Here is an 18,597-nt window from a genome sequence, read left to right on the forward strand (position 1 = left end):
ATGGAAAATATTTTGGATCTGTGGAATAAAGCACTTCAAAAAATAGAGACAAAGTTGAGCAAGCCCAGTTTTGAGACATGGATGAAATCGACAAAAGCCCATTCTCTTCAAGGCGATACGCTTACAATTACTGCACCAAATGAATTTGCTAGAGACTGGCTGGAATCAAGATATCTTCACTTAATTGCTGATACCATCTACGAACTGACAGGTGAAGAGCTCAGTATTAAATTTATTATTCCTCAAAATCAGGATGAAGTGGAAGCTATGCCAAAGTCTCCAATTAAAAAAATGTCTAAAGAAGATCCCGTCGATATTCCACAAAATATGCTGAATCCAAAATATACATTTGATACTTTTGTTATTGGTTCAGGCAACCGATTTGCGCATGCCGCTTCACTTGCAGTTGCGGAAGCACCAGCAAAAGCATATAATCCGCTCTTTATTTATGGGGGCGTTGGTTTAGGAAAGACTCACTTGATGCATGCGATTGGTCATTATGTCATCGACCATAATCCATCAGCCAAAGTGGTCTATCTATCATCTGAAAAATTTACAAATGAATTTATCAACTCAATCCGAGACAACAAAGCTGTCGATTTCCGTAATCGCTATCGGAATGTCGATGTGCTTTTGATAGATGATATTCAATTTTTAGCAGGAAAAGAACAAACACAAGAAGAATTTTTCCATACATTCAACACACTTCACGAAGAAAGTAAGCAAATCGTCATTTCTAGTGATCGGCCGCCGAAAGAAATTCCGACACTTGAAGACAGATTACGCTCTCGATTCGAATGGGGCTTAATCACAGACATTACCCCGCCAGATTTAGAAACGCGTATTGCGATTTTACGAAAAAAGGCAAAAGCAGAGGGATTAGACATTCCGAATGAAGTCATGCTTTATATTGCCAATCAAATCGACAGCAACATTCGTGAACTGGAGGGTGCTTTGATTCGTGTCGTTGCTTATTCTTCTTTAATTAATAAAGATATCAATGCGGATCTAGCAGCTGAGGCGCTAAAGGACATCATTCCTTCATCGAAGCCAAGGATCATTACAATTAAAGATATTCAAAGAATTGTAGGGCAGCAATTTAATATTCGCTTAGAGGATTTCAAAGCGAAGAAACGTACGAAGTCAGTTGCTTATCCAAGACAAATTGCCATGTATCTCTCTAGAGAAATGACTGATTCCTCTCTGCCTAAAATAGGAGAAGAATTTGGAGGTCGTGATCATACGACTGTCATTCATGCTCATGAGAAGATTTCGAAATTAATCGTTGAAGATGAACAGCTTCAGCAGCATGTGAAAGAAATCAAAGAACAATTAAAATAACCTAGCTGATATAATAAGTACGGGAAAATGTGAATAACTAGAGCATAGTCATACACAGTCTGTCCACATGTGGATAGGCTGTCTTTCCTTTCTTATTACCGACTTATCCACATATTCACAAGCCCTACTATTACTTCTACGATTTTTATTAATAAAATATATATACATGTCATTAAGAAAATTTAGGAGGACCACTATGAAATTCACGATTCAAAAAGATCGTCTTGTCGAAAGTGTCCAAGATGTATTAAAGGCCGTATCCTCTAGAACAACGATACCTATTTTGACAGGGATAAAAATTGTTGCATCTGATGAGGGGGTTTCTCTCACAGGAAGCGACTCTGATATCTCAATTGAATCCTTTATTTCTCAAAGAGATGGAGATTTAGAAGTGATCACGATTGATCGTCCAGGGAGTATTGTGCTTCAGGCCCGCTTCTTTAGTGAAATTGTGAAGAAACTGCCAATGACTACTGTCGAAATTGAAGTAGAACAAAATCACCTCACCATCATCCGTTCTGGTTCAGCGGAATTTAACTTAAACGGCTTAGATGCTGAGGAATATCCGCATCTTCCGCAAATTGAAGAGCATCATGCATTTCAAATTCCGACAGACCTGCTTAAAAACTTAATTCGTCAAACTGTTTTTGCAGTGTCCACCTCAGAAACACGACCTATCTTGACAGGTGTAAACTGGAGGGTAGAAAAAGGTGAATTAATATGCACAGCGACGGATAGCCACCGTCTTGCTTTAAGAAAAGCAAAGTTGGATATTGACGAGGAAAGCTCATACAATGTCGTGATTCCAGGGAAAAGTTTAACAGAGTTAAGTAGAATCCTTGACGACGGACAAGATCTTGTGAGCATCGTAATTACAGAAACACAAGTTCTCTTTAAAGCACAAAACGTGTTGTTCTTCTCAAGATTGCTGGATGGTAATTATCCAGATACAGCTCGTCTGATCCCGCAGGAAAGTAAAACGGATGTCGTGGTCAACACGAAGGAATTCCTTCAAGCTATTGATCGTGCATCACTTTTGGCAAGAGAAGGACGCAATAACGTCGTAAAGCTGTCGGCTGATCCTGAACAAAGCCTTGAGATTTCTTCTAATTCACCTGAGATCGGTAAAGTAGTCGAAACGGTTCAAGCAGATGACATTAAAGGGGAGGACCTTAAAATCTCCTTCAGTCCAAAATATATGCTGGATGCGTTAAAAGTATTAGAGGGAACTGAAATTCATGTAAGCTTCACTGGTGCCATGAGACCTTTCCTGTTGCGCACGCCAAATGATGATTCAATCTTGCAGTTGATTCTTCCAGTCAGAACATATTAATTCAATCTAAAATAGCTGCTGTGAGAGTGCACAGCAGCTTTTCTTCTCGTTTACCATGCTTTCTTTCATCCCAGTTCGCTTTCCCCCTTTCCTTCTTGTCTTGTTTTTTAGTACAATTAGATATTAGTGATATTGAAAGAGGTCGATACAATGCCTAATCTTATAACCATTGAGAAAGAAATGATTACATTAGGGCAGTTTTTGAAATTAGCCGAAGTCATCCAATCTGGCGGAATGGCGAAATGGTTTTTAAGTGAACATGAGGTGTTCATTAATCAAGAGCCAGATAATAGACGGGGACGCAAACTATACCCAGGAGATGTTGTCGAGATAGAAGGTTATGGCACATTTCAAGTTGTGAATTAGAAACGGGTGACAATACATGTACATTCAAAGTCTGGCGTTAACTTCATACCGAAACTATGAACACACCGAGCTTCAATTCGACAACAAGGTGAATGTCATGATCGGTGAGAATGCCCAAGGTAAAACGAACTTGATGGAAGCGATCTATGTATTGTCGATGGCAAAGTCGCATCGTACGTCAAATGATAAAGAACTTATCCGATGGGACCAAGACTATGCTAAAATAGAAGGTAGAGTCATCAAAAAAAATGGTCCACTCCCAATGCAGCTAGTGATCTCAAAAAAAGGGAAAAAGGGCAAGGTCAATCACATTGAACAACAGAAGCTCAGTCATTATGTTGGTGCGTTAAACACCATCATGTTTGCACCAGAGGACTTAAGTCTTGTGAAGGGCAGCCCGCAAATCCGCAGAAGATTTCTCGATATGGAGATTGGACAAGTTTCTGCTGTCTACTTGCATGATTTATCGCTCTATCAAAAAATTCTCTCTCAGCGGAATCATTACTTGAAACAATTGCAGACAAGAAAGCAAAAGGATCAAGCGATGCTGGAGGTTTTAACAGAGCAGTTGATTGATGCGGCAGCGAAAGTTGTCAAAAGACGACTGACTTTTACGAAACAGCTCGAGAAATGGGCGCAGCCGTTGCATTTTGGCATTTCTAGAGAGCTAGAAACACTCACGCTCCAATACCACACGGCGATAGAGGTATCAGAAGCGTCAGACTTGTCGAAAATAAAGAATAGCTATGAAGAATCGTTTCAGAAACTAAGAGACAGAGAAATAGACCGAGGAGTGACGCTGTGGGGACCTCACAGAGATGACCTTCTTTTCTTTGTGAATGGTCGGGATGTTCAGACATATGGCTCTCAAGGGCAGCAAAGAACAACAGCTCTTTCACTAAAGCTGGCAGAAATCGACTTGATACACGAAGAGATTGGAGAATATCCCATTCTTCTACTCGATGATGTTTTATCTGAACTTGATGATTACAGACAGTCTCATTTGCTCCATACCATTCAGGGACGTGTACAGACCTTCGTCACCACAACAAGTGTTGAAGGCATCGATCACGCCACCTTGAAAGAAGCGGAAATTTTCAGAGTAGCCAGTGGAAAAGTAATTGACTGATAAATGAGGTGTGGGTCTTGTATATTCATTTAGGTGATGATTGTGTTGTTTCTACACGAGAGATTGTCGCAATTGTTGATTACAAAATGAGGTCGTCTTCTGTTGTGGAAGAGTTTCTCCTAAAACACGAAAGACAAATCATTTCGTTATCACAAGGGACACCCAAATCCATCGTCGTCACAACTAAATCTGTTTATTACTCTCCTCTTTCCTCAAGCACGCTCAAAAAACGTGCTTCATTTGTGATTGAAATTGAAGTCTAAAAGCTCAATTCATATAAATATATCGTTTAAGAAAAGTGTAGGTGAATGTACGTGGCAATGGAACAGCAACATAATAGTTATGATGAAAATCAGATACAGGTGCTTGAAGGACTAGAAGCTGTTAGAAAACGTCCAGGAATGTACATTGGGTCAACCAGTGCAAAAGGACTTCACCATCTTGTATGGGAAATTGTCGACAACAGTATTGATGAGGCTTTAGCTGGATATTGCACAGATATTACGGTGCAAATTGAAAAGGATAATAGCATTACAGTGAAAGATAATGGCCGCGGAATTCCTGTTGGGATTCATGAGAAAATGGGACGTCCTGCTGTAGAGGTTATTATGACTGTTCTTCACGCTGGCGGTAAATTTGACGGCAGCGGTTATAAAGTATCTGGCGGTCTGCATGGCGTAGGGGCATCTGTTGTTAATGCGTTATCTACGACCTTAGACGTGACTGTATATCGTGATGGGAAAATTCATTATCAACAATTCAAACGTGGTGTTCCAGTTGGAGATTTAGAGATCATTGGTGAAACAGATGTTACAGGGACAACCACTCATTTTGTGCCAGATACAGAAATTTTTACTGAAACCATTGAATTTGATTACGACACACTTGCCAACCGTGTACGTGAGTTAGCTTTCTTAACAAAAGGTGTCAACATCGTTATTGAAGATTTACGCGAGGGGAAAGAACGACGAAATGAATACTGCTATGAAGGCGGTATTAAGAGCTATGTAGAACATTTAAATCGCTCAAAAGAAGTCGTTCATGAAGAACCCGTTTACATCGAAGGTGAAAAAGATGGAATCACGGTTGAAGTGGCATTACAATATAACGATTCCTATACAAGCAACATCTATTCCTTCGCCAACAATATCAACACGTATGAAGGCGGAACACACGAAGCAGGCTTTAAAACAGGTCTGACACGTGTCATCAATGATTATGCTCGTAAAAATGGCGTATTCAAAGATGGAGACTCGAATTTGAGCGGTGAAGATGTGCGAGAAGGCTTAACAGCCATTATCTCCATCAAACATCCAGATCCTCAATTCGAAGGACAAACGAAGACAAAGCTCGGTAACTCAGAAGCAAGAACCATTACCGACTCCCTTTTCTCTGAAGCACTTGAGAAATTCCTCTTAGAGAACCCTGATGCTGCAAAGAAAATTGTGGAGAAAGGCGTGATGGCAGCTCGTGCAAGAATGGCTGCCAAAAAGGCACGTGAACTGACAAGACGTAAAAGTGCACTGGAAGTCTCCAGCTTACCGGGGAAACTGGCGGATTGTTCTTCTAAAGACCCTTCCATCTCTGAACTTTATATCGTAGAGGGAGATTCTGCGGGTGGATCTGCTAAGCAAGGTCGTGATCGTCACTTCCAAGCAATCTTACCGTTAAGAGGGAAGATCCTAAACGTTGAAAAAGCGCGACTAGATAAAATTCTATCGAACAACGAGGTTCGGTCAATGATTACAGCGTTAGGGACTGGAATCGGAGAAGACTTTAATTTAGAGAAAGCTCGCTATCACAAAGTTGTGATCATGACGGATGCGGATGTCGATGGAGCGCACATTCGAACGCTGCTTTTAACATTCTTCTATCGCTACATGCGTGAAATCATTGAAAACGGTTATGTGTATATTGCGCAGCCACCTTTATTTAAAGTGCAGCAAGGTAAACGTGTTGAGTATGTGTATAACGATAAACAGCTAGATGAGCTGCTAAAGACATTGCCTCAAACACCAAAACCTGGACTTCAGCGCTATAAAGGTCTTGGAGAAATGAACGCAACTCAGCTTTGGGAAACAACAATGGACCCTGATGCGAGAACACTTCTTCAAGTCACACTTGAGGATGCGATCGATGCTGATGAGACATTTGAAATGCTCATGGGAGATAAAGTAGAGCCGAGAAGAAACTTTATCGAAGAAAATGCGCAATACGTGAAAAACCTCGATATTTAGATAGATCCCTACTGAGAACAACCTTATTTCTTGTTTGGAATAAGGTTGTTTTTCAAGAAATAGGGGCGTGTAACCAATGTCCTGTTTTTCCGTGTTTTCGCTGATTTTCTAGTAAATAAATGTGTATAAAGACGAGATTATTGATATAATGGAGAATAGTCTTGTGAAGATAAATACATATTTTACTCCCACATAATTTATTTCATGTGATACGTAAAGGGAGGTTCTTATAGTGAGTGAACAACATACACCAAATGTACGCGAAGTGAATATTAGTCAGGAAATGCGTACGTCTTTTTTAGATTATGCAATGAGTGTGATTGTGTCGCGTGCATTACCAGATGTGCGTGACGGATTAAAGCCCGTGCATCGAAGAATTTTGTATGCGATGAATGACCTAGGTATGACAAGTGATAAACCATTTAAGAAATCTGCACGTATCGTCGGGGAAGTTATCGGTAAGTATCACCCTCATGGTGACAGTGCTGTATACGAAGCGATGGTTCGTATGGCGCAAGACTTCAACTATCGTTATATGTTAGTAGATGGTCATGGAAACTTTGGTTCAGTCGATGGAGACGGAGCAGCGGCGATGCGTTACACCGAGGCACGTCTATCGAAGATTTCTATGGAAATCCTCCGTGATATCACTAAGGATACCATTGATTATCAGGATAACTATGACGGCAGTGAAAGAGAGCCAATGGTGATGCCTGCAAGGTTCCCGAACTTATTGGTAAACGGAGCGACAGGAATTGCTGTAGGAATGGCGACCAATATTCCGCCACACCAATTAGGTGAAGTGATTGATGGAGTATTGGCTATCAGTCAAAACCCTGAAATGACTACACAGGAACTTATGGACATCATCCCAGGCCCAGATTTCCCAACAGCAGGTCAAATCATTGGCCGAAGTGGTATTCGGAAGGCGTATGAGACAGGGCGCGGCTCTATTACATTAAGAGCAAAATCGGATATTGAGGAAACATCTAGTGGTAAACAGCGCATTGTTATCAATGAGATCCCTTACCAAGTCAACAAAGCCCGTTTAATTGAAAAAATTGCTGATCTTGTGCGTGATAAAAAGATTGATGGCATTACAGACTTGCGTGATGAATCAGATCGTAATGGTATGCGTATTGTCATTGAACTGCGTAGAGATGCAAACGTTCATGTTCTATTAAACAATCTTTATAAACAAACGACACTTCAAACGTCTTTTGGTATCAACTTATTAGCACTTGTTGATGGACAGCCGAAAGTCTTGTCCCTCAAACAATGTCTAGAGTACTATCTAGAGCATCAAAAAGTGATCATTCGCAGAAGAACAGCGTATGAGCTACGTAAAGCAGAAGCAAGAGCACACATTTTAGAAGGTCTGAGAATTGCACTTGATCACTTAGATGAAGTCATTGCTTTAATTAGAGGCTCTCAAACTGCGGAAATTGCGAGAAATGGTTTGATGGAAAACTATAGCTTGTCTGAAAAACAGGCACAGGCCATTCTTGATATGCGACTTCAGCGTTTGACTGGTCTAGAACGAGAAAAGATAGAAGATGAATATAAAGGACTTGTTGATTTGATTGCTGAATTAAAAGCCATTTTAGCAGACAATGAGAAAGTACTTGAAATCATTAGAGAAGAATTAATAGAAATTAAAGAACGCTTCAATGATACGCGCCGTACTGAAATTGTGACAGCGGGTATTGAAACAATTGAAGACGAAGATTTGATTCCTGTTGAGAACATCGTGATTACGCTGACGCATAATGGTTATATCAAGCGTCTCCCTGCATCAACATACCGCAGTCAAAAAAGAGGCGGTAAAGGTGTCCAAGGAATGGGAACCAACGAAGATGATTTCGTTGAACAGTTGATTTCAACATCGACCCACGATACGATTCTTTTCTTCTCTAATAAAGGGAAGGTTTATCGTGCGAAAGGGTATGAGATTCCTGAATTCGGACGGACAGCGAAAGGGATTCCGATCATAAACCTTCTTGAAGTAGAAAAGGGAGAATGGATTAACGCCATTATTCCAGTAAGCGAATTTGATGAAAATTCGTATCTCTTCTTTACAACAAGACATGGTGTATCCAAACGGACGACATTGTCTCAGTTCGCTAACATTCGAAACAATGGTCTTATTGCACTTAGCCTTCGTGACGAGGATGAACTGATGGCTGTTCGTTTAACCAACGGAGAAAAACAAATCATCATTGGAACGAAAAAGGGGATGCTGATTCGTTTCGCCGAGACAGATGTTCGTGAAATGGGACGTACGGCAGCTGGGGTCAAAGGGATTACACTTTCTGAGGATGACATCGTCGTTGGAATGGAAATCCTTGAGCCAGATGCAAACGTATTGATCGTAACCGAAAGAGGTTATGGTAAATTAACGCCTGAAAAAGAATATCGTGTTCAAACTCGAGGCGGCAAAGGTCTTAAAACATGCAAGATCACTGACAACAATGGTCCGCTTGTCACAGTGAAGGCGACCAATGCTGAAGCTGAAGAAGACTTGATGATTATTACAGGGAGCGGTGTCATCATTCGTATGGCCGTTTCAGACATTTCGACAACAGGCCGTGTCACTCAAGGTGTCCGCCTAATCCGTCTTGGTGATGAGGAACATGTCGCAACAGTGGCATTAGTTGAACAATCACAAGAAGACGATGAAGATAATGAAGAGAACGTAGAGAATATAGAGTCAGATCAAGAGCAATCTGAGTAAAAATAAAGCCGGTTTTTCACCGGCTTTATTTTTTTTGAAAAAACATCACTTTTTTTGAAATTTATAATGCTTTTTTCATAGATATGTGTTAACCTTTCAAAGGAGCAAAAAGAGGCTCTATTTTTTATCTCATTCCCCAGTAAAAACTTCTTAGAAAAACAAAATGTTTTTTAAGAAAAATGTTGACTGTTGATAGAGATATATGATATATTTAATTGGTCGCTTTAAGAGAGTGACACACAAGTTCTTTGAAAACTAAACAAGACAAAACGTACCTGTTAATTCGAGTTTTTATAAAAAAATCCTATGTTATATCATAGGTAGTCAGTCAAACGCTGACGAAAAACAAAACTTCGGTTTTGTACTTTTTCGGAGAGTTTGATCCTGGCTCAGGACGAACGCTGGCGGCGTGCCTAATACATGCAAGTCGAGCGAACAGAAGGGAGCTTGCTCCCGGATGTTAGCGGCGGACGGGTGAGTAACACGTGGGTAACCTGCCTGTAAGACTGGGATAACTCCGGGAAACCGGAGCTAATACCGGATAGTTCCTTGAACCGCATGGTTCAAGGATGAAAGACGGTTTCGGCTGTCACTTACAGATGGACCCGCGGCGCATTAGCTAGTTGGTGGGGTAATGGCTCACCAAGGCGACGATGCGTAGCCGACCTGAGAGGGTGATCGGCCACACTGGGACTGAGACACGGCCCAGACTCCTACGGGAGGCAGCAGTAGGGAATCTTCCGCAATGGACGAAAGTCTGACGGAGCAACGCCGCGTGAGTGATGAAGGTTTTCGGATCGTAAAGCTCTGTTGTTAGGGAAGAACAAGTGCGAGAGTAACTGCTCGCACCTTGACGGTACCTAACCAGAAAGCCACGGCTAACTACGTGCCAGCAGCCGCGGTAATACGTAGGTGGCAAGCGTTGTCCGGAATTATTGGGCGTAAAGGGCTCGCAGGCGGTTTCTTAAGTCTGATGTGAAAGCCCCCGGCTCAACCGGGGAGGGTCATTGGAAACTGGGAAACTTGAGTGCAGAAGAGGAGAGTGGAATTCCACGTGTAGCGGTGAAATGCGTAGAGATGTGGAGGAACACCAGTGGCGAAGGCGACTCTCTGGTCTGTAACTGACGCTGAGGAGCGAAAGCGTGGGGAGCGAACAGGATTAGATACCCTGGTAGTCCACGCCGTAAACGATGAGTGCTAAGTGTTAGGGGGTTTCCGCCCCTTAGTGCTGCAGCTAACGCATTAAGCACTCCGCCTGGGGAGTACGGTCGCAAGACTGAAACTCAAAGGAATTGACGGGGGCCCGCACAAGCGGTGGAGCATGTGGTTTAATTCGAAGCAACGCGAAGAACCTTACCAGGTCTTGACATCCTCTGACAACCCTAGAGATAGGGCTTTCCCTTCGGGGACAGAGTGACAGGTGGTGCATGGTTGTCGTCAGCTCGTGTCGTGAGATGTTGGGTTAAGTCCCGCAACGAGCGCAACCCTTGATCTTAGTTGCCAGCATTTAGTTGGGCACTCTAAGGTGACTGCCGGTGACAAACCGGAGGAAGGTGGGGATGACGTCAAATCATCATGCCCCTTATGACCTGGGCTACACACGTGCTACAATGGACAGAACAAAGGGCTGCGAGACCGCAAGGTTTAGCCAATCCCATAAATCTGTTCTCAGTTCGGATCGCAGTCTGCAACTCGACTGCGTGAAGCTGGAATCGCTAGTAATCGCGGATCAGCATGCCGCGGTGAATACGTTCCCGGGCCTTGTACACACCGCCCGTCACACCACGAGAGTTTGCAACACCCGAAGTCGGTGAGGTAACCTTTATGGAGCCAGCCGCCGAAGGTGGGGCAGATGATTGGGGTGAAGTCGTAACAAGGTAGCCGTATCGGAAGGTGCGGCTGGATCACCTCCTTTCTAAGGATATATGGAGCAGTGTGCGTTTTCGTCTTGTTTAGTTTTGAAGGAACTTGCAAAAGATCCTACAACATCATATCTTCGATATGAAAGATGGGCCTGTAGCTCAGCTGGTTAGAGCGCACGCCTGATAAGCGTGAGGTCGGTGGTTCGAGTCCACTCAGGCCCACCATCTTCTATTAAATCGGGGCCTTAGCTCAGCTGGGAGAGCGCCTGCCTTGCACGCAGGAGGTCAGCGGTTCGATCCCGCTAGGCTCCACCAACGTGTTCTTTGAAAACTAGATAACAATAAGTAATACATTCACATTGAATGCAATGCAAAGTTCATCACACATAGTGATTCTTTCTAAAGTAAGAAATGGTTAAGTTAGAAAGGGCGCACGGTGGATGCCTTGGCACTAGGAGCCGATGAAGGACGGGACGAACACCGATATGCTTCGGGGAGCTGTAAGCAAGCTTTGATCCGGAGATTTCCGAATGGGGAAACCCACTGCTCGTAATGGAGTAGTATCCATACTTGAATACATAGAGTATGAGAAGGCATACCCGGGGAACTGAAACATCTAAGTACCCGGAGGAAGAGAAAGCAAATGCGATTCCCTGAGTAGCGGCGAGCGAAACGGGAACAGCCCAAACCAAGAGGCTTGCCTCTTGGGGTTGTAGGACACTCTATACGGAGTTACAAAGGAACGATATAAGCGAAGAGGTCTGGAAAGGCCCGCCAAAGAAGGTAACAGCCCTGTAACTGAAATGTTGTTCTCTCCAGAGTGGATCCTGAGTACGGCGGAACACGTGAAATTCCGTCGGAATCCGGGAGGACCATCTCCCAAGGCTAAATACTCCCTAGTGACCGATAGTGAACCAGTACCGTGAGGGAAAGGTGAAAAGCACCCCGGAAGGGGAGTGAAATAGATCCTGAAACCGTGTGCCTACAAGTAGTCAGAGCCCGTTAAAGGGTGATGGCGTGCCTTTTGTAGAATGAACCGGCGAGTTACGATCCCGTGCAAGGTTAAGCAGAAGATGCGGAGCCGCAGCGAAAGCGAGTCTGAATAGGGCGCATGAGTACGTGGTCGTAGACCCGAAACCAGGTGATCTACCCATGTCCAGGGTGAAGTTCAGGTAACACTGAATGGAGGCCCGAACCCACGCACGTTGAAAAGTGCGGGGATGAGGTGTGGGTAGGGGTGAAATGCCAATCGAACCTGGAGATAGCTGGTTCTCTCCGAAATAGCTTTAGGGCTAGCCTCAAGGTAAGAGTCTCGGAGGTAGAGCACTGATTGGACTAGGGGCCCCTACCGGGTTACCGAATTCAGTCAAACTCCGAATGCCGATGACTTATCCTTGGGAGTCAGACTGCGAGTGATAAGATCCGTAGTCGAAAGGGAAACAGCCCAGACCGCCAGCTAAGGTCCCAAAGTATACGTTAAGTGGAAAAGGATGTGGAGTTGCTTAGACAACCAGGATGTTGGCTTAGAAGCAGCCACCATTTAAAGAGTGCGTAATAGCTCACTGGTCGAGTGACTCTGCGCCGAAAATGTACCGGGGCTAAACGTATCACCGAAGCTGCGGACTGTTCTTACGAACAGTGGTAGGAGAGCGTTCTAAGTGCTGTGAAGTCAGACCGGAAGGACTGGTGGAGCGCTTAGAAGTGAGAATGCCGGTATGAGTAGCGAAAGACGGGTGAGAATCCCGTCCACCGAATGCCTAAGGTTTCCTGAGGAAGGCTCGTCCGCTCAGGGTTAGTCGGGACCTAAGCCGAGGCCGAAAGGCGTAGGCGATGGACAACAGGTTGATATTCCTGTACCACCTCCTCACCATTTGAGCAATGGGGGGACGCAGGAGGATAGGGTAAGCGCGGTATTGGATATCCGCGTCCAAGCAGTTAGGCTGGGAAATAGGCAAATCCGTTTCCCGTAAAGGCTGAGCTGTGATGGCGAGCGAAATTTAGTAGCGAAGTTCCTGATTCCACACTGCCAAGAAAAGCCTCTAGCGAGGTGAGAGGTGCCCGTACCGCAAACCGACACAGGTAGGCGAGGAGAGAATCCTAAGGTGATCGAGAGAACTCTCGTTAAGGAACTCGGCAAAATGACCCCGTAACTTCGGGAGAAGGGGTGCTTCTTAGGGTGTTAAAGCCCCGAGAAGCCGCAGTGAATAGGCCCAGGCGACTGTTTAGCAAAAACACAGGTCTCTGCGAAGCCGTAAGGCGAAGTATAGGGGCTGACGCCTGCCCGGTGCTGGAAGGTTAAGAGGAGCGCTTAGCGTAAGCGAAGGTGCGAATTGAAGCCCCAGTAAACGGCGGCCGTAACTATAACGGTCCTAAGGTAGCGAAATTCCTTGTCGGGTAAGTTCCGACCCGCACGAAAGGCGCAACGATCTGGGCACTGTCTCAACGAGAGACTCGGTGAAATTATAGTACCTGTGAAGATGCAGGTTACCCGCGACAGGACGGAAAGACCCCGTGGAGCTTTACTGCAGCCTGATATTGAATGTTGGTACAGCTTGTACAGGATAGGTAGGAGCCTTGGAAACCGGAGCGCTAGCTTCGGTGGAGGCATCGGTGGGATACTACCCTGGCTGTATTGACCTTCTAACCCGCTGCCCTTATCGGGCAGGGAGACAGTGTCAGGTGGGCAGTTTGACTGGGGCGGTCGCCTCCTAAAATGTAACGGAGGCGCCCAAAGGTTCCCTCAGAATGGTTGGAAATCATTCGCAGAGTGTAAAGGCACAAGGGAGCTTGACTGCGAGACCTACAAGTCGAGCAGGGACGAAAGTCGGGCTTAGTGATCCGGTGGTTCCGCATGGAAGGGCCATCGCTCAACGGATAAAAGCTACCCCGGGGATAACAGGCTTATCTCCCCCAAGAGTCCACATCGACGGGGAGGTTTGGCACCTCGATGTCGGCTCATCGCATCCTGGGGCTGTAGTCGGTCCCAAGGGTTGGGCTGTTCGCCCATTAAAGCGGTACGCGAGCTGGGTTCAGAACGTCGTGAGACAGTTCGGTCCCTATCCGTCGCGGGCGCAGGAAATTTGAGAGGAGCTGTCCTTAGTACGAGAGGACCGGGATGGACGCACCGCTGGTGTACCAGTTGTTCTGCCAAGGGCATCGCTGGGTAGCTATGTGCGGACGGGATAAGTGCTGAAAGCATCTAAGCATGAAGCCCCCCTCAAGATGAGATTTCCCATTCCGCAAGGAAGTAAGATCCCTGAAAGATGATCAGGTTGATAGGTCTGAGGTGGAAGCGTGGTGACACGTGGAGCTGACAGATACTAATAGATCGAGGACTTAACCTATATTCTAATGTGAAGCTTGAACATTGTTATCTAGTTTTGAGAGAACATTCTCTCCATCAGGTTTGGTGGCGATAGCGAAGAGGTCACACCCGTTCCCATACCGAACACGGAAGTTAAGCTCTTCAGCGCCGATGGTAGTTGGGGGTCTCCCCCTGTGAGAGTAGGACGCCGCCAAGCTTGTATAAGGATCAGTTCCATACGGAACTGGTCTTTTTTGTTTTTTCTTCTAATAGCATCATGATATAAGCTGGGAACTTCTCTTCGGCAATCTCCATGTAGCGTTCAATCATGACGTAATCATCACTAATGTATTGAGACAGCAGCTCGTACCACCATTCAGTTTCGTAGCGGGCAATCATACTGAGGTTATACATTAATAAGTAATGACTGATGATCTCAGGAATCCCTAAAAAGGAATCACGCGTTGACGGAATATACCATTGATCCATTTCTAAATCATAATGAAGATGAGTAGCGAGCGCTGGGTTTTCTTCTAGAGATACATCAAACGTCAGCTTTTTCGCTTCTCTCTGTCTGAGTTTCCAACTTGTATGAAACTCAAAGTATTCAATAAAGCGTTCAGCAGACATGTTATAAAGCAATGGAATATGATCTTGAATCATCATCCCATTGGCCTTTTCCACTTTGACTAATGCTGAGGGCTGTTTTTGAAAATCTAGAATATGACTCATTTCCGGTACCTTTGAGAGGAGATGAATCATCGTAAATCGCTCATCTTCAAGTCCATTTAAATGAAATAGATGCTTTAACACATGCATGCATAGTCCATTTCGTTGAATTTTCACCTCATCTTCACTAAAACGGTAGTGCTGCTTCTTTCTCTTTCTCGATGTTACACCATGGGCCAAAACAGAGGTTTGAGAAGGATAGTGAGGATCAACTGTCAGTAAACAGGCCTTTAGTAACTGAGCCATTCCATAAAATAATAAAATGGGCTTCAGTTCGAGTGGAGCGATAGCTGCCTGTTCATAGAACGTATGGCCATGCTTTAAAAAATAAATAAACCGTTCACAGTTTTTATAGGCTTGCTGGTTTGCATCTTGAATGTTCCGTTTCTCATATTGTTGATATAGAAACTTTTGGGAAGTTTCGAGTGAGTAAAAACGTTTTAAATCCTTCCATCCTGAACTTTTCATCTTCTTCCTCAACTCTCTTTATATTTTCTAAAAATTGCAACTGTTTGTTGCTTCCTTGACATGCTGTTTGCTAGTTGATAATCTACATATAATATTTTGCCGAAAAGAGGGGGATTTACTAATGTGGGAAAGTAAATTTTCAAAAGAAGGTTTGACGTTTGACGATGTTTTGCTTGTTCCAGCTAAGTCTGAAGTACTTCCGCGAGATGTCGATTTATCAGTTGAGTTAACAAGCACATTAAAACTAAACATTCCAATTATCAGTGCAGGAATGGACACGGTGACTGAATCACAAATGGCGATTGCAATGGCACGTCAAGGTGGTCTTGGTATCATTCATAAGAACATGTCTATTGAGCAACAAGCAGAGCAAGTGGATAAAGTAAAACGTTCAGAGCGCGGCGTTATTACAAATCCATTCTTCTTAACACCTGAGCATCAAGTCTTTGATGCAGAGCACCTAATGGGTAAGTACCGTATTTCAGGTGTACCGATTGTAAATAACATAGAAGATCAAAAGCTTGTCGGTATTATTACGAACCGTGACCTTCGATTTATTTCGGATTATTCAATGAAGATTAGCGATGTGATGACAAAAGAGGAACTTGTGACAGCTTCTGTCGGTACGACGTTAGAAGAAGCTGAAAAAATCCTACAGCAATACAAAATTGAAAAATTACCTCTTTTAGATGACGAAGGAACGTTAAAAGGTCTCATCACCATCAAAGATATTGAAAAAGTGATCGAATTCCCTAACTCCTCTAAAGATGCACATGGTCGTTTAATTGTTGGTGCCGCTGTTGGTGTCACTGGCGATACAATGACTCGTGTGAGAAAATTAGTCGAAGCCAATGTGGATGTCGTTGTCATTGATACGGCACATGGTCATTCACAAGGTGTTCTAAACACTGTATCGAAAATCCGTGAAACGTATCCTTCTCTTAATATCATTGCTGGTAATGTGGCAACAGCCGAAGCAACAAAAGCATTGTTTGAAGCAGGAGCCGATATTGTGAAAGTCGGTATCGGACCAGGATCTATTTGTACAACACGTGTTGTTGCAGGCGTTGGTGTACCACAAATCACAGCGATCTATGACTGTGCAACAGAAGCAAGAAAACATGGTAAAGCTATTATTGCAGATGGTGGAATTAAATATTCAGGTGATATCGTAAAAGCTCTAGCATCTGGTGGACATGCTGTAATGCTTGGAAGCCTTCTAGCTGGTACATCTGAAAGCCCAGGAGACACAGAAATTTTCCAAGGTAGACGCTTCAAAGTTTATCGCGGTATGGGTTCAGTCGCTGCAATGGAAAAAGGAAGTAAAGATCGTTACTTCCAAGAAGATAATAAAAAATTCGTTCCAGAAGGTATTGAAGGCCGTACACCATACAAAGGACCAGTCGTTGATACAGTGTATCAACTCGTTGGCGGTATCCGTTCTGGTATGGGCTATTGTGGAACACAGGACTTACGCTCTCTTAGAGAAGATGCACAGTTCATTCGCATGACTGGTGCAGGACTTCGTGAGAGTCATCCACATGATGTACAAATTACAAAAGAATCACCAAACTACACAATTTCTTGATAAATTGTGACAGTTAAATTACATTTGACAGGGTCTATGACTCTGTCTATTTTTTTTGTCTTTATTGTGATAAAATTTATACTGTTGTGTTGAAATAAGCCCTTGTGGATTAAATATATATGAAATATGTCGAAAAAAGATGATAACGGAGGTATGACGATTGAACAGCAAGATATTGAAACAGCTTATGGTCTCTATCCTTGCACTGGCATTGATTGTGACAGCATTTACACCAATGTCCAAAGCAAAAGCAGCTGAAGATCCATTCAATGTGAATGCGAAAGCAGCGATCCTAATTGAAGCTTCTACAGGTAAGATCCTTTATAGTAAAAACGCAGAGCAAAGACTGCCTATTGCAAGTATGGCAAAGATGATGACAGAGTATCTTTTACTAGAAGCGATTGCTGAAGGCAAAGTGAAATGGGATCAAACGTATACGCCAGATGATTATGTATACGAAATTTCTCAGGACCGCAGTTTATCAAACGTTCCTTTGAGAAAAGATGGCTCGTATACAGTGAAAGAACTTTATCAAGCAACGGCTATTTATTCGGCAAATGCAGCAGCAATTGGCTTAGCAGAAGTGATTGCTGGATCAGAATCGAAGTTCGTTGAAAAAATGAACGCAAAAGCAAAAGAATTAGGTTTAACAAACTACAAATTCGTGAATGCAACTGGACTAGAAAATAAAGACTTACATGGCAAACAGCCAAAAGGTACAGGTCCTGATGAAGAAAGTGAAGTATCTGCGAAAGATATGGCATTGCTTGCACAGCATCTCATCAAAGACCACCCAGAAATTCTTGAAACATCAAGTATTGCGAAAACAAAGTTCAGAGAAGGCACAGACGATGAAATGGACATGCCTAACTGGAACTTCATGCTTAAAGGACTTGTGAAGGAATATAAAGGTGTAGACGGTCTGAAAACAGGTTCTACAGATTCAGCTGGTTCTAGCTTCACAGGTACCGCTAAACAAGGTGACATGCGTGTCATCGCAGTGATCTTGAATGCAAAAGGTAATCTTCATACAGCACGTTTTGACGTGGCGAAAAAACTGTTCGATTATGCGTTTAAAAACTTCACGATGAAAGAAATGTACAAAAAAGGTCAACAGATCAAAGGACATGAAAACATCGAAGTCGACAAAGGCAAAGACAAAGAAGTACCCGTCGTTACGAAAGAAGCTTTCTCTGTGCCGGTCAAAAATGGCGACGAAAAGAGCTTTAAAGCAAAAGTAAATATCGAGAAAACAAAACTCGAAGCTCCTATTAAAAAAGGAACGAAGGTAGGCATGCTGACGACTTCTTATTCTGGTGATGAGAAGGATTACGGCTATTTGAATAAAGATCAATCAGGTGTTGAGCTTATAACGAAAACAGGCGATGAAAAAGCAAACTGGTTCATCCTTGCAATGCGTGGTGTAGGTGGATTCTTCGCTGGCATTTGGGGCGGAATCGTTGACACAGTAAAAGGTTGGTTCTAATAAAAAACTGCTCTCTATGC

At 43.6% G+C, this 18,597-nt stretch carries 10 protein-coding genes, 2 tRNA genes and 3 rRNA genes; 14 read left to right on the forward strand and 1 reads right to left on the reverse strand.

The genetic code is table 11. From position 1 onward, the window contains the following. From dnaA to rrf, 12 genes are all read left to right on the forward strand, one after another. Window positions 1-1,341, forward strand: coding sequence for a chromosomal replication initiator protein DnaA (gene dnaA / locus NSQ36_RS00005; protein ID WP_003214781.1), 1,341 nt, complete (start codon window positions 1-3; stop codon window positions 1,339-1,341). Between the two features lie 196 nt (window positions 1,342-1,537). Beyond that, complete coding sequence (dnaN, locus tag NSQ36_RS00010; RefSeq protein ID WP_106033057.1) at window positions 1,538-2,674, forward strand: DNA polymerase III subunit beta; 1,137 nt, start codon at window positions 1,538-1,540, stop codon at window positions 2,672-2,674. A 150-nt stretch (window positions 2,675-2,824) separates the two neighbouring features. Beyond that, the gene (yaaA, locus tag NSQ36_RS00015) at window positions 2,825-3,040 is read left to right on the forward strand and encodes a S4 domain-containing protein YaaA (RefSeq protein WP_003215257.1); all 216 of its coding nucleotides are present in this window, start codon (window positions 2,825-2,827) and stop codon (window positions 3,038-3,040) included. 16 nt (window positions 3,041-3,056) lie between these two features. Next, window positions 3,057-4,169: a DNA replication/repair protein RecF gene (gene recF / locus NSQ36_RS00020; RefSeq protein WP_003215341.1), complete on the forward strand. Its 1,113-nt coding sequence runs from the start codon at window positions 3,057-3,059 to the stop codon at window positions 4,167-4,169. 17 nt (window positions 4,170-4,186) lie between these two features. Beyond that, window positions 4,187-4,432, forward strand: a complete 246-nt coding sequence (locus NSQ36_RS00025; protein ID WP_212046499.1) for an extracellular matrix/biofilm biosynthesis regulator RemA family protein — start codon at window positions 4,187-4,189, stop codon at window positions 4,430-4,432. A gap of 57 nt (window positions 4,433-4,489) precedes the next feature. Then, window positions 4,490-6,406, forward strand: a complete 1,917-nt coding sequence (gyrB, locus tag NSQ36_RS00030; RefSeq protein WP_034620352.1) for a DNA topoisomerase (ATP-hydrolyzing) subunit B — start codon at window positions 4,490-4,492, stop codon at window positions 6,404-6,406. Between the two features lie 232 nt (window positions 6,407-6,638). Continuing rightward, entirely contained in the window at window positions 6,639-9,140 is a 2,502-nt protein-coding gene (gyrA, locus tag NSQ36_RS00035) for a DNA gyrase subunit A (RefSeq protein WP_003214767.1), read from the forward strand. Between the two features lie 366 nt (window positions 9,141-9,506). Beyond that, a 16S ribosomal RNA gene (locus tag NSQ36_RS00040) occupies window positions 9,507-11,055 on the forward strand. Window positions 11,056-11,150: 95 nt separating this feature from the next. Beyond that, window positions 11,151-11,227 (forward strand) — tRNA-Ile (locus NSQ36_RS00045). Between the two features lie 14 nt (window positions 11,228-11,241). Further along, window positions 11,242-11,317: transfer RNA gene (locus tag NSQ36_RS00050), tRNA-Ala, on the forward strand. Window positions 11,318-11,415: 98 nt separating this feature from the next. Then, window positions 11,416-14,346 (forward strand): 23S ribosomal RNA (locus tag NSQ36_RS00055). Between the two features lie 61 nt (window positions 14,347-14,407). After that, window positions 14,408-14,523 (forward strand): 5S ribosomal RNA (gene rrf, locus NSQ36_RS00060). The 16S, 23S and 5S rRNA genes sit together here with 2 tRNA genes alongside, the layout of an rRNA operon. A gap of 11 nt (window positions 14,524-14,534) precedes the next feature. On the opposite strand, the gene NSQ36_RS00065 is transcribed toward rrf, so the two are convergent. Continuing rightward, window positions 14,535-15,503, reverse strand: coding sequence for a YaaC family protein (locus NSQ36_RS00065; protein WP_253621941.1), 969 nt, complete (start codon window positions 15,501-15,503; stop codon window positions 14,535-14,537). Between the two features lie 121 nt (window positions 15,504-15,624). On the opposite strand from NSQ36_RS00065, the gene guaB reads away from it, so the two are divergent. Continuing rightward, window positions 15,625-17,091 (forward strand): IMP dehydrogenase, encoded by a 1,467-nt coding sequence (gene guaB / locus NSQ36_RS00070; protein WP_003218109.1) that lies wholly within the window; start codon window positions 15,625-15,627, stop codon window positions 17,089-17,091. Between the two features lie 160 nt (window positions 17,092-17,251). Then, window positions 17,252-18,577, forward strand: a complete 1,326-nt coding sequence (locus NSQ36_RS00075; RefSeq protein ID WP_003218098.1) for a D-alanyl-D-alanine carboxypeptidase family protein — start codon at window positions 17,252-17,254, stop codon at window positions 18,575-18,577. Window positions 18,578-18,597 lie beyond the last annotated feature (20 nt).

Source organism: Bacillus sp. FSL W8-1143 (genome assembly GCF_037965155.1).
In the GTDB taxonomy this organism is placed as follows: domain Bacteria; phylum Bacillota; class Bacilli; order Bacillales; family Bacillaceae; genus Bacillus; species Bacillus pumilus.

What these genes read in the sequence shown, in the direction of transcription:
- dnaN (WP_106033057.1), top strand. Translation starts at nt 1,538, where the DNA reads ATGAAATTCACGATTCAAAAAGATCGTCTTGTCGAAAGTGTCCAAGAT.
- yaaA (WP_003215257.1), top strand. Translation starts at nt 2,825, where the DNA reads ATGCCTAATCTTATAACCATTGAGAAAGAAATGATTACATTAGGGCAG.
- gyrB (WP_034620352.1), top strand. Translation starts at nt 4,490, where the DNA reads ATGGAACAGCAACATAATAGTTATGATGAAAATCAGATACAGGTGCTT.
- guaB (WP_003218109.1), top strand. Translation starts at nt 15,625, where the DNA reads ATGTGGGAAAGTAAATTTTCAAAAGAAGGTTTGACGTTTGACGATGTT.
- dnaA (WP_003214781.1), top strand. Translation starts at nt 1, where the DNA reads ATGGAAAATATTTTGGATCTGTGGAATAAAGCACTTCAAAAAATAGAG.
- NSQ36_RS00065 (WP_253621941.1), bottom strand. Translation starts at nt 15,503, where the DNA reads ATGAAAAGTTCAGGATGGAAGGATTTAAAACGTTTTTACTCACTCGAA.
- recF (WP_003215341.1), top strand. Translation starts at nt 3,057, where the DNA reads ATGTACATTCAAAGTCTGGCGTTAACTTCATACCGAAACTATGAACAC.